The organism is Telluria mixta (genome assembly GCF_029223865.1).
GTDB lineage: Bacteria > Pseudomonadota > Gammaproteobacteria > Burkholderiales > Burkholderiaceae_D > Telluria > Telluria mixta.
In genome coordinates this window covers 4,403,312-4,414,958 of the sequence record NZ_CP119520.1, presented here as the reverse complement: position 1 = coordinate 4,414,958, position 11,647 = coordinate 4,403,312, and the positions used below count along the sequence as shown (strand labels likewise).

General features: G+C 67.2%; 10 protein-coding genes. 5 read left to right on the top strand and 5 right to left on the bottom strand.

The features are described from left to right. Nucleotides 1-58 precede the first annotated feature (58 nt). A complete protein-coding gene (locus tag P0M04_RS19745; protein ID WP_259447413.1) occupies nt 59-538 on the top strand; it encodes an Lrp/AsnC family transcriptional regulator in 480 nt (159 codons plus the stop codon). 110 nt (nt 539-648) lie between these two features. Here the strand turns inward: P0M04_RS19745 and P0M04_RS19740 are convergent, their stop codons facing one another. Then, on the bottom strand, nt 649-795 hold the full coding sequence (locus P0M04_RS19740; RefSeq protein WP_259447414.1) for a hypothetical protein: 147 nt from the start codon (nt 793-795) through the stop codon (nt 649-651). Nucleotides 796-978: 183 nt separating this feature from the next. Here P0M04_RS19740 and P0M04_RS19735 point away from each other — a divergent pair, with 183 nt between their 5' ends. Next, on the top strand, nt 979-1,854 hold the full coding sequence (locus P0M04_RS19735; RefSeq protein ID WP_259447415.1) for a helix-turn-helix domain-containing protein: 876 nt from the start codon (nt 979-981) through the stop codon (nt 1,852-1,854). A 123-nt stretch (nt 1,855-1,977) separates the two neighbouring features. Further along, nucleotides 1,978-4,563: a bifunctional aconitate hydratase 2/2-methylisocitrate dehydratase gene (locus P0M04_RS19730; protein ID WP_259447416.1), complete on the top strand. Its 2,586-nt coding sequence runs from the start codon at nt 1,978-1,980 to the stop codon at nt 4,561-4,563. 61 nt (nt 4,564-4,624) lie between these two features. On the opposite strand, the gene P0M04_RS19725 is transcribed toward P0M04_RS19730, so the two are convergent. Genes P0M04_RS19725 through P0M04_RS32895 form a run of 3 tightly spaced genes read right to left on the bottom strand, consistent with a single transcriptional unit; the run spans nt 4,625 to nt 5,970 of the window. Next, entirely contained in the window at nt 4,625-5,404 is a 780-nt protein-coding gene (locus tag P0M04_RS19725) for an RNA-guided endonuclease InsQ/TnpB family protein (protein ID WP_259447417.1), read from the bottom strand. Between the two features lie 6 nt (nt 5,405-5,410). Continuing rightward, nucleotides 5,411-5,815, bottom strand: coding sequence for an RNA-guided endonuclease InsQ/TnpB family protein (locus P0M04_RS19720; protein WP_259447418.1), 405 nt, complete (start codon nt 5,813-5,815; stop codon nt 5,411-5,413). After that, entirely contained in the window at nt 5,809-5,970 is a 162-nt protein-coding gene (locus P0M04_RS32895) for a MerR family transcriptional regulator (protein ID WP_371877210.1), read from the bottom strand. The genes P0M04_RS19720 and P0M04_RS32895 overlap by 7 nt, the downstream gene beginning before the upstream one ends. A gap of 130 nt (nt 5,971-6,100) precedes the next feature. Between P0M04_RS32895 and P0M04_RS19715 the strand changes: the two genes are divergently transcribed. Then, nucleotides 6,101-8,770 (top strand): bifunctional diguanylate cyclase/phosphodiesterase, encoded by a 2,670-nt coding sequence (locus P0M04_RS19715; RefSeq protein WP_259447419.1) that lies wholly within the window; start codon nt 6,101-6,103, stop codon nt 8,768-8,770. 51 nt (nt 8,771-8,821) lie between these two features. Further along, the gene (locus tag P0M04_RS19710) at nt 8,822-9,748 is read left to right on the top strand and encodes a sulfurtransferase (RefSeq protein WP_259447420.1); all 927 of its coding nucleotides are present in this window, start codon (nt 8,822-8,824) and stop codon (nt 9,746-9,748) included. Here the strand turns inward: P0M04_RS19710 and P0M04_RS19705 are convergent. Then, entirely contained in the window at nt 9,711-11,606 is a 1,896-nt protein-coding gene (locus P0M04_RS19705) for an alpha/beta fold hydrolase (RefSeq protein ID WP_259447421.1), read from the bottom strand. The two genes, P0M04_RS19710 and P0M04_RS19705, sit on opposite strands and share 38 nt — an antisense overlap. Nucleotides 11,607-11,647 lie beyond the last annotated feature (41 nt).

The following is an 11,647-nucleotide window of genomic DNA, read 5'->3' as shown; positions in this document are numbered from 1 at the left end:
AAAGTGCTTCATAGTTTTCGCTATAATCGAGGTACATACTGAAAACTTTTCACCAAATATGGACGAGCAGAGAAAACTTTACGATGCAACGGACCTGCAGATCCTGGCCATCCTGCTGAAGGACTCGCGCACGCCCCTGCTGGAGATCAGCAGCGCGGTCAATCTGTCGACGACGTCGTGCTGGAACCGCATCAAGCGGATGACGGACAGCGGCCTGCTGGAGGCGTACACGGTGAAGGTCGACCTGGCGAGCCTCGGCTACAACGACACCGTCATCGTCCAGGTGACGCTGGACAGCCACAGCGAGGAGACGCTGTATAAATTCGGCCAGGCCCTGGAATCGATCCCGGAAGTGCTGGAAGCCGCGCTGATCTCGGGCGACTACGATTACTTCATCCGCATCGCCGTGAAGGACACGCGCGACTACGAACGGCTGCTGCGCGAGCGCATTTACAACATTCCGGGCATCCGGCACAGCAAGTCCAGTTTCGTGCTGCGCACGCTGAAGAAGGTGGATACGCCGCTGACGAATCAATAGCTCACGAAGTCGTCGTTGCTGTCGGGGATGGCGCGCAGCACCTGGCGCAGACGCCTGCACTGCACGCGGCGGGACAGGCCCGCGAGAAGGTCGCACAAGATGCGCATGCGTCACTCCCGGGCCAGGACCGGCGGCACGAGCGCCGCTTCGAATTCCCGATACAGCAGCGTGATGCCCATGCCCGCGTCGAGCTCGGCGACCGCCACCTCGCACCCCATGCGGACCTGCGCCCGCGCCCGTTCAAAGATCACAACCATGGCTTGTCTCCTCGATCACCAGGGCACCGAGCTTACGTGGCGGCGCGCGCGCGGGCGCGCAGGAACGGCGGATTTGCAGCAGATCCGGATGACGATCTGCGGGGCAGGCTGCCGGCCGGGCCGGCAAATGCGGCAGAATAGCGGATCGATTCGCCGGATCGAACCGACAAGAGGAGACTTTGCATGCCCGCAGACCGCACGCCCCTGGAACCGCACTCGGGTCAGCGCCGCAGCCTGGTGTCGAGCGCGGCGCTCGGCTGGACGGGCTTCGGCGCCGACATGATCGATGTCGCCGCCGGCCGGCACCGCATCCCCGGCATCGTCCACCATCGCGTCGGCGTGCACGTGGGCCGGCCCGTCCGTGCCTTGTGCCGCTGCGACGGCGCGCGCTCGGCGCGCATCCAGGCCCATGGCGACGTCGACGTGATTCCGGCGGGCCTGGACGGCGAATGGTCGGACGATGCCGACTGCACGATCCTGAACATCTGGTTCGCGGACGGCTTCCTGCGCAAGACGTACGACCAGCTCGGCCTGACATCGGCGAAAGCGCAGATCCGTCCGTCGTTCCAGTGGCGCGACCCGCGCTTCCAGCACCTGGCGTGGGCGCTGCTGGCCGAGCTCGAGGCCGAGGAAGCATCCGACCCGCTCTATGCCGGGAGCCTGGGCACCGCGATGGCCGTGCGCCTCGCCGGCGCCGAGGTGGCGGACGGCCGCACGCGGCGCGCCCTGTCGGCGCGCGCGGCGGCGCGGGTGATCGACTACATCGAGGCGCACCTCGACGAACGCCTGTCCCTGGACCGGCTGGCCGCCCTCGTCGACTTGAGCGTACCGCATTTCAACGTCCTGTTTCGCCAGACGATGGGCGTGCCCGTGCACCGGTACGTCGTGCAGCGACGCCTGGAGCGGGCCAGGTCGCTGTTGCTGCAGGGGCGGCTGAGCGCCGGACAGGTGGCGCTGGAAGTCGGCTTTGCCCATCAAAGCCACATGGCGGCGTGGATGAAGCGCGCGTTCGGCATGACGCCGCGCGACATCGCAAGGAGCGGCCAGGCAGCGGATTGATGCGCGGATGGGACAAATGTGTATTTCTCGTCTTATGTCTTATAGAAGACTTGAGATACAATATCGGCAGTACAGGGCCAGCAACCGCTGTCCTGCTTTTCAAAACGACTGAAAGAGCTTCCCATGTTAGCCGCATACCGCACCCATGTCGCCGAACGCGCCGCCCTCGGCGTGCCCCCGCTGCCCCTGTCCGCAGCACAGACCACGGACCTGGTCGAACTCCTGAAGAACCCGCCGGCGGGCGAAGAAGACTTCCTGGTCGACCTGATCACGAACCGCGTCCCGGCGGGCGTGGACGACGCGGCGAAGGTCAAGGCCGCCTTCCTGAACAAGATCGCCCGCGGCGAGGAAACCAGCCCGCTGGTCTCGCGCGAACTGGCGACCCGCCTGCTGGGCACGATGCTCGGCGGCTTCAACATCAAGCCGATGATCGACCTGCTGGACGACGCTGTCGTCGGCAAAGTCGCCGCCGAAGGCCTGAAAAAGACCCTGCTGATGTTCGACTACTTCCACGACGTGAAGGAACTGGCCGACAAGGGCAGCGCCAACGCCAAGGAAGTGATCCAGTCGTGGGCCGACGCCGAGTGGTTCACGTCGCGTCCGGCCGTCCCGGAAAGCATGACGCTGACCGTGTTCAAGGTGTCCGGCGAGACCAACACCGACGACCTGTCGCCGGCCCCGGACGCCACCACCCGCCCGGACATCCCGCTGCACGCGCTGGCCATGCTGAAGAACCCGCGCCCGGGCATCAATCCGGAAGAGCCGGGCAAGATCGGCCCGATCAAGCAGATCGAGGCGCTGAAGGCCAAGGGCCACCTGGTCGCTTACGTCGGCGACGTGGTCGGCACGGGCTCCTCGCGTAAATCCGCCACCAACTCGGTGCTGTGGTTCACGGGCGAAGACATCCCGTTCATCCCGAACAAGCGCTTCGGCGGCGTGTGCCTCGGCACCAAGATCGCCCCGATCTTCTACAACACGATGGAAGACGCCGGCGCCCTGCCGATCGAGCTGGACGTGACGAACATGGACATGGGCGACGTCATCGAACTGCGTCCGTACGACGGCAAGGCCCTGAAGAACGGCGAAGTCATCGCCGAGTTCAAAGTGAAATCCGACGTGCTGTTCGACGAAGTGCGCGCCGGCGGCCGTATTCCGCTGATCATCGGCCGCGGCCTGACCTCCAAGGCGCGCGAAGCGCTGGGCCTCGCGCCGTCGACCCTGTTCCGCCTGCCGCAGAACCCGGAAGACAGCGGCCGCGGCTTCTCGCTGGCCCAGAAGATGGTCGGCCGCGCGTGCGGCCTGCCGGAAGGCCAGGGCATCCGTCCGGGCACGTACTGCGAACCGAAGATGACCACCGTGGGCTCGCAAGACACCACCGGCCCGATGACCCGCGACGAGCTGAAGGACCTGGCCTGCCTGGGCTTCTCGGCCGACCTCGTGATGCAATCGTTCTGCCACACGGCCGCCTATCCGAAGCTGGTCGACGTCAAGATGCACAAGGAACTGCCGACCTTCATCGAGAACCGCGGCGGCGTCGCGCTGCGTCCGGGCGACGGCGTGATCCACTCGTGGCTGAACCGCCTGCTGCTGCCGGACACCGTCGGCACCGGCGGCGACTCGCACACCCGCTTCCCGATCGGTATCTCGTTCCCGGCCGGCTCGGGCCTCGTCGCCTTCGCGGCCGCCACCGGCGTGATGCCGCTGGACATGCCGGAATCGGTGCTGGTCCGCTTCAAGGGCGAGATGAAACCCGGCGTCACCCTGCGTGACCTGGTCAACGCGATCCCGCTGTACGCGATCCAGCAAGGCCTGCTGACCGTCGACAAGAAGGGCAAGAAGAACATCTTCTCCGGCCGTATCCTGGAAATCGAAGGCCTGCCGAACCTGAAGGTCGAACAGGCGTTCGAACTGTCCGACGCGTCGGCCGAGCGCTCGGCCGCCGGCTGCACGGTCCACCTGGACAAGGCACCGATCATCGAGTACATGAACTCGAACATCACGCTGATGAAGTGGATGATCGCGAACGGCTACCTGGACCGCCGCACGCTGGAACGCCGCATCAAGGCCATGGAAGCCTGGCTGGCCAAGCCGGACCTGCTGGCGCCGGACGCGGATGCCGAATACGCCGCCGTCATCGAGATCGACCTGGCCGACATCCATGAACCGATCGTCGCCTGCCCGAACGACCCGGACGACGTCAAGACGCTGTCCGACGTCGCCGGCGACAAGATCGACGACGTGTTCGTCGGCTCGTGCATGACCAACATCGGCCACTTCCGCGCCGCCTCGAAACTCCTGGAAGGCAAGACCGACATCCCGGTCCGCCTGTGGGTCGCCCCGCCGACCAAGATGGACCAGCAGGTGCTGACGGCCGAAGGCCACTACGGCACGCTGGGCCGCACGGGCGCGCGCATGGAAATGCCGGGCTGCTCGCTGTGCATGGGTAACCAGGCGCAGATCCGCAAGGGTGCGACCGTGATGTCGACGTCGACGCGCAACTTCCCGAACCGCCTCGGCATCGACACCCGCGTGTACCTGGGTTCGGCCGAACTGGCCGCGGTCTGCTCGACCCTGGGCAAGATCCCGACCCGCGAGGAGTACATGGCGCACACCGGCGTGCTCACCGAGAACGCCGACCAGATCTACCGCTACATGAACTTCGACCAGATCAGCGAGTTCCGCGACGTGGCGGATAGCGTCGCCGTCTGACGCGACCGGTAACCCAAAAGAAAGGCTCCGTTCTCCGAGACCTACGCAAAACTAACCACCGTTAGCTTTTGCCGCTGGGTTCCTGGCTCAACGGGGCCGGTTTCGTCCCGTGCTCGCGCACGGGGCCAGAGCCGTCCCCTCCACAGGCGGTTGCGATGGAACTCATCGCCATATTCTTCAAGTTGACCGCGGCGTTGATGTCGCGGTTGTGTAGTACCCCGCACCCGGGACAAGTCCAACTGCGCGTCCCGAGTGCGAGTTCCTCCAGCCAATGTCCGCAGTGCGAGCACGTCTTGCTGCTCGGGTACCACCGGTCCACCACGACCACATGTCCGCCACGCCACGCGGCCTTGTAGCTCAGCTGGCGGCGTAGCTCGTGAAAGCCCATGTCGGCGACTGCGCGTGCCAGGCACCGGTTTGCCAGCATGCCCTTCACGTTCAGATCCTCGATCCCGATCATATGAAAGCGCCGGGTGACGCTGTTCGTTAGCTTGTGCAAACTGTCGCGGCGTATGTTGGCGATTCTCGCGTGCAGTCGGGCCAGGCGCCGCTTCGCCTTGTCCCGGTTGCGGGAGCCCTTCACCTTGCGCGACAGCGAGCGCGACAGCCGCCGCAGTCGGTCGAAGAGCGTGCGCAGCGTTTTGGCGCCCAGCCACTGCTCTCCCGTCGACAGCGTGGCCAGTACCGACACGCCGAGATCGATCCCCACCACGCCTTGGTTTTCGGCAGGCGGCAGGGATGCGTCGGTCGCGTCGACGGTAATGCTGACATGCCATCGGTCAGCGCGGCGGGAAACAGTCGCCGAGACGATCCGGCCCGTAAAGCGCAATGCTTCGCGCATGCGGACCTAGCCCAGCTTGGGAATGTAAAAGCGCTTGCTGTCCACGCGAAACTGGTCGTTTGTCAGGGTGAAACGGTCGTCGACGCCCTTGCGGCGACACCTGGGGTAACGTGCACGATGCGCGAAAAAGTTATTGAAAGCCTCGCCCAACTGGATGATCGCCATTTGCGGCGCGTTCTTCGTGACGTTCAACATCCAGGGGAATTGTTCGCGCTTGATCGCGTTCAGCTGGCGCCGCAGCGCGAGCTGTGACGGCGCCGGCAGCGCCGGATCAGCTCGTTGTGCCAAATATTGTCGCTGCCATTCGGACAGGGCCCAGTTGTAGGCGAAGCGCGCAACGCCGGCGGCGCGCGCGAGGTACGTCGCCTGCACGTTGTTCGGGTCGAGCGCGACGCGGTGTGCGATCAGCATCGTGCCTCCTGCCCGACCCTGCGCACGCCGTCGATGCGCGTGTAGGCCACCGTCCGTAGCGGGACAAATCGGCCGGTGGCCTCCCAGCGGCGCAGGGTACTTGTCGAGACTCCGAGCGTCTTGGCGGCGGCGTCAATGAAAAGAAGCTTGCTCATACGGCATAAGACTGCGCCATTTTAGTCAGGTTCCCAGCGAACTGATTCAAGACATCGACGGCCTTTTTTCATGGCTGACGTGTATGATATTTACAGGCTGTGCAATCCCATGGGAGGGACGCTATTGGCCTTGAATTCAATACGCAAGCTGCGGCGCGGCCTGGTACTGTTCGCGCTGATCCTGCCATTGCTGTACATCCTGTCGGCCGGCACGGCGATCGTCATGGACCGCCGGTCGACGCTCGCGCAGGCGGGCTCGGACATGCGCAACATCGCCGCCACGCTCAACGAACACGCGCTGCGCACCTTCGGCGAAGCCGACACCCGCCTGCGCTGGGCGCTCGAAGAGATCGAACGGCGCCACCTTTCACTCTCTCCCGCCGACGAGCGCGACATCCACGACATCCTGATCGCGGCGGTGGAAGGTGCGCCGCAGGCGTCGGGCCTGAACGTGATCGATGGCGATGGCTGGCTGCGCGCCAGCAACAGCACCTATCCGCTGCAGCCCATCGACAGCCGCGACCGCGAGTACTACGCCTACCTGTCCACCCATCCCGGCCACGGCATGCATATCTCCCGCTCGGTCCGCTCGCGCACCAACGGCAAGTGGTCGATCCCCATCACCCGGCGGGTCGACCGTCCGGACGGCTCGCTGAAGATGATCGGCGGCTTCGGCGTGGACATGGCCTATTTCGATCGCTTCTACCGGACCCTGCGGCTGGGCGACAGCAGCCGCCTCATGCTGCTGCGGCGGGACGGCTGGGTGATCATGGAAACGCCGCTGAGGGCCGACGTCATGGACCACAACGTGGCAGCGACCGGCCTGTTCCAGAGACTGGCCGCGGCGCCGTCCGGCATCTACGAAACGGAACGCAGCATGATCGACGGCAAGCCGCGCCTGGTCGGCTATGCGAGCCTGCCCGAATCGGACATCGTCGCCGTGGCGAGCGTCGCGCGTGCCGAGGTGTTGCAACCGTGGGTCGTGCGCAGCTGGGAAGTCGCCGCCATCGGCGCCGTGTCCACCCTGCTGCTGCTGGGACTGCTGCGCTTTCTGTGGCTGCGCCTGGCCGACCTCGAGGAGACCCAGCTCAACCTCACGCGCCGCAACGCCCAGCTGGACGCGGCGCACCGCCGGTTCCAGGAACTGGTGGACGGCATCGACGGCGTCGTCTGGGAAGCCGAGCTGCCGGCATTCCACTTCACCTACGTCAGCGGCAATGCCGAAGCCATCTCGGGCTACAAGGCCGGCGAATGGATCCACAACCCGACGTTCTGGCGCGACCGGCTCTGCACGACGCCGGACGGCAAGACCGTCGAGCCGGTGCTGAACCTGGACGGACCGGGTCTGCTCAAACCGGTCGAGCATCACCTCGTGACGCCGGATGGCAGGGAGATCTGGCTGCGCAGTAACGTCATGCTGGCCGGCTCGGGCACGGGCCACCTGCAGGTGCGCGGCATCACGATCGACGTCACGCGTCAAAAGCAGTCGGAGCTGCAGCTGTTCCAGGCCGTCCACGTCGACCCGCTGACCCGGCTGCCGAACCGGCGTGCCTTCGTCGACCACCTCAACCATGCGCTGGCGCTGGCGGAGCGCAACGGGACGATGGTCGCGCTCGTCCTGATCGACCTCGACAACTTCAAGACGCTCAACGACACGCTCGGCCACGGGCGCGGCGACCAGGTGCTCGTGCGGATCGGCGAACGGCTGCGCGACTGCATCGGCCCGACCGACGTGCTGGCGCGGATGGGCGGCGACGAATTCGCCATCGCCGTCGAGGGCGGCCACCGGCTGGCGCTCAGGGCGGAGCACCTCGCCGAACGCATCCACGCAGCCTGCGCCGACAAGGTCGCGTTCGACGACCGCGAGCTGTATCTCACCCTCAGCATGGGCATCGCGCTGTATCCCCAGGACGGGCTGGATTGCCAGGCCCTCGTGCGCAGCGCCGATACCGCGCTGTACCGCGCCAAGGCCGCCGGCCGCAACGGCTGGCAGTTCTTCGACAGCTCCATGGCGCGCCAGGTCGAGCACCGCCTCGACCTGGAAACGGGCCTGCGCCGGGCGATCGACGGCGGCGAATTCCAGCTGTTCTATCAGCCGCAGCGCTCGCTGCTGGACGGCCGCATCGTCGGCGCCGAGGCCCTCGTGCGCTGGGACCGCCCCGGCCGGGGCATGGTGCCCACGCAGGAATTCATCAACGTGGCCGAGGAAAGCGGTTTCATCGTCGCGCTCGGCAACTGGGTACTGCGCGCGGCATGCTGCCAGGCCGCCGACTGGGGCCGGACCGGGCTGGCGCTGCGCATCGCCGTCAACGTCTCCGTCGTCCAGCTGCGCCAGGCCGATTTCGTCGACCAGGTGCGGCATGCCCTCGTCCTGTCCGGCCTTCCCCCGCACCGGCTGGAACTGGAAATCACGGAAGGGGCGTTCGTCGCCGATACCGTCGACGCGATCGGCAAGCTGCACGTGATCAAGACGATGGGCGTGGAGCTGGCCGTCGACGATTTCGGCACGGGCTACTCGTCGCTGTCCTACCTGAAGCAGCTGCCCGTCGACCGCCTCAAGATCGACCAGAGTTTCGTCCGCGACCTCCCGCACAGCGACGGCGACCGCGCCATCGTGCGCGCGATCCTGGCGATGGCCGCGAACCTGAACCTGGAGGTCATCGCCGAGGGGGTCGAGTCGGACGAGCAGGTCGACTTCCTGCGCGCCGAAGGCTGCCACGAGATCCAGGGGTTCGTCCTTTCGCCGGCCATCAACGCGGCCAGCTTCGCCGAGCGGTTCCTCGCCATTAACCATGTTTGACGTCGGGTCCTGTACCATACCGCCTCCGGCCACTTCCACCTGCCTTCGCCCTTGGACAGCACCCCTCTTTTCGGCTTGCGCCGCGACCTGCCCCGCGGGCGGCACCTCGTCACACCCGCGTGGTTGACGCGCGTCGCCGACGACGCATCGCGCCTGTTCGAAGTGGGATGCGGCGCGCACGACGCCTACGCCGCCGGCCATATTCCCGGCGCCGGCTACCTCGACACGACGTGGTTCGAGCACGGCCCCCTGTGGAACAAGGTCCCCGACGCGACACTCCTGCAGGTACTGCTCGCCCACGGCATCCGCCACGACGTCACCGTCGTCCTGTACGGCCGCAACGTTCTCGCGGCCGCGCGCGTCGCGCACCTGCTGCTGTACGCCGGCGTCGCCGACGTGCGCCTGCTCGACGGCGGGTTCGCGGCGTGGCAGCGCGCGGGCCTTCCCCTCGAACAGGGATCGAAGCGCCCCGGCCCAGCTGCCGACGATTTCGGTACGACGCTGCCCGCGCGGCCCGACTACCTGGTCGACATGGCCCAGGTGCGCACGCTCCTCCGGCACGGTCAGGGCACGCTGGTCAGCATCCGCACGTGGAACGAATACGTCGGCAAGACGTCCGGCTACAGCTACATCGAGGCACGGGGCGACATCCCCGGCGCGCTGTGGGGCCGCGCCGGCGAGGACGGCGACGTGAACAGCATGGCCGCATTCCATCACGCGGACGGGCGCATGAAGCCCGCGGCGGACATCCGCCGCATGTGGGGCGCGAGCGGCATCCATGCGGGCCGGCAGGCGGTGTTTTATTGCGGCACCGGCTGGCGCGCGTCGCTGGCGTTCTTCTACGCCTGGCTGATGGGCTGGGACGACATCGCCGTGTACGACGGCGGCTGGTGCGAATGGAGCCGCGATCTGGACAACCCGGTCGTGTGCAGGACCGATCTCACACCCGCGCGAGGAAGCGCCTCAGCGTCGCCGTGAACGTCGCGGGCTGCTCCAGGTTCGACACGTGCCCGCAATCGGGAATGACCACCACTTCCGCCTGCGGCAACCATGCCTTGATCGCGAGGTCGATCTTTTCGAGGTCGCCGCGCACGATCAGCACCGGCATGGACGGCCTGGCATCCGCGAGCCGGCCCGGCGCCGCGCGCCCGAGCAGCAGCCGCGGCTCGACGTGCAAGGGCTGCCAGGCCCGCCATTCGTCGATCATCCGCCACAGCGGCTGGCGCAACGCTTCGCGCCCGCTGCCGCCGTGGCCGACCAGGTCCTCCAGCCAGCGCCGCTTGAACGGGGCAACGCCCGCCGCCTTGAGCGCCGCGATGTCGGCCCGCCGCCTGGCCAGCGCCTCGGCGGTCCACGGCTCGTCCGGGCCGGGCACGTCGAACAGGTCGCCGCCGGCCATCGTGGCGCTCAGGGCGCGATCGGGATACAGCCCGATGAAGTCCGTGACGACGAATCCGCCCAGCGACAGGCCGACCAGGTGCGCGCGCCGGATGCCCAGTGCATCCATGAACTGGCGCAGGTCGTCCGCGTGCAGGAACGCCGCGTCCTCCTGCGGCGCGGACGAGCGCCCGTACCCGCGCAGGTCGTAGCGGATGACACGGTGGCCGCGTTCGAGCGCTTCCACCTGCGGCTGCCACTGGCGCCGGTCGAAGCTGTGCCCGTGCAGGAAGATGACCGGCGCGCCGCTGCCGCTGTCCTCGTAGTAGAGCTTCCCGCCGTCGACAGGGACGAGCGCGCGCTTCGTACGCGTGTCGCGGGCTTGCGCCAGCGCCGTGCGCACCATCGGCGCGTAGATCGACGAACCGAGGAAGGTGCTGTAGCCGTCCGCCACGGCCTTCCCGACATTGGCCTTGGCGATGACGACGCCCCAGACGTCGCAGGCCCTGTCGACCCAGGCGTAGGCCCCGGCCCAGCCGGGCGACGACAGCAGCAGCGGCCGGCCGTCGCGGTCCACCTCTTCGCGCCATTGGCCGAGGCCATAGATGTCCGTGCGCGCGGTGTCCTGGCGCGCGAGTTCGACGTATTCGCCGCGCTTGACCCGCGCGCCGCGCACCTGGTCCGCTTCCAGTTCGGCGATGGCCCGCGCGCTCAGGATGCGCTTGCCGCCCGCTACCCCGCCGCGCGCGATCATCATCAGGAAGCGCGCGAAATCCCGCGTCGTCGTGAAAAGGCTGCCGCCCAGCATCGGATTGAAGCCCGGCTCGGTGGACACGGGCGCGTAACCGGAATGGCGCATGCCGAGCGGGCCGGCAATGCGCGACCGGAAGATGGCGTCGAACGGCATGCCCGCCGCAAGCTCCGCCATCCGTCCGGCCACCTGCATCGCAAGGCCGCCGTATCGAAAGACCTCGCCCGGCGCGGCGGCGGCCGGCAGGTCGACGATGTGGGCGACGGCTTCCTCGAGCGTCGGATAGTCGTCGCGGCGCCGGCCTTCCGGTTGATAATCCGGATAGCCCGCCGTGTGCGACAGCAGCTGGCGCAAGGTCGCACTGCCTTTCGCATCCGTGAATTGCGGCAGGAATTTGCGGACCGGCTCGTCCCAGCGCAGCCTGCCCTCGTCGACGAGGACGGCGATCGTGGCGGCGGCCGTCCACTTGCCGGTCGAGGCCACGTGGCGGACGACGTCGGGGCCGCCGTCGCCGGCATACGCCTCGTGCAGGATGCGTTCCCCGCGCCCGATCACGAGGCCCATGCCGTCGAAATAACCGTTGTCGACACGCTCGCGCAGGCGCGCGTCGAGCCAGGAAAAATCGGGCGCCGCCCCGCCCCCGGCCGCGCCCGCGCGAGGCGCGGCCAGGGCGGACGCGGACAGGTAGAGGAAATCACGTCGCTTCATGATCCACCGTAAAAAAAAGGCACGCCGGCCGGGAGCGACAT

What these genes read in the sequence shown, in the direction of transcription:
- P0M04_RS19745 (WP_259447413.1), top strand. Translation starts at nt 59, where the DNA reads ATGGACGAGCAGAGAAAACTTTACGATGCAACGGACCTGCAGATCCTG.
- P0M04_RS19740 (WP_259447414.1), bottom strand. Translation starts at nt 795, where the DNA reads ATGGTTGTGATCTTTGAACGGGCGCGGGCGCAGGTCCGCATGGGGTGC.
- P0M04_RS19735 (WP_259447415.1), top strand. Translation starts at nt 979, where the DNA reads ATGCCCGCAGACCGCACGCCCCTGGAACCGCACTCGGGTCAGCGCCGC.
- P0M04_RS19730 (WP_259447416.1), top strand. Translation starts at nt 1,978, where the DNA reads ATGTTAGCCGCATACCGCACCCATGTCGCCGAACGCGCCGCCCTCGGC.
- P0M04_RS19725 (WP_259447417.1), bottom strand. Translation starts at nt 5,404, where the DNA reads ATGCGCGAAGCATTGCGCTTTACGGGCCGGATCGTCTCGGCGACTGTT.
- P0M04_RS19720 (WP_259447418.1), bottom strand. Translation starts at nt 5,815, where the DNA reads ATGCTGATCGCACACCGCGTCGCGCTCGACCCGAACAACGTGCAGGCG.
- P0M04_RS32895 (WP_371877210.1), bottom strand. Translation starts at nt 5,970, where the DNA reads ATGAGCAAGCTTCTTTTCATTGACGCCGCCGCCAAGACGCTCGGAGTC.
- P0M04_RS19705 (WP_259447421.1), bottom strand. Translation starts at nt 11,606, where the DNA reads ATGAAGCGACGTGATTTCCTCTACCTGTCCGCGTCCGCCCTGGCCGCG.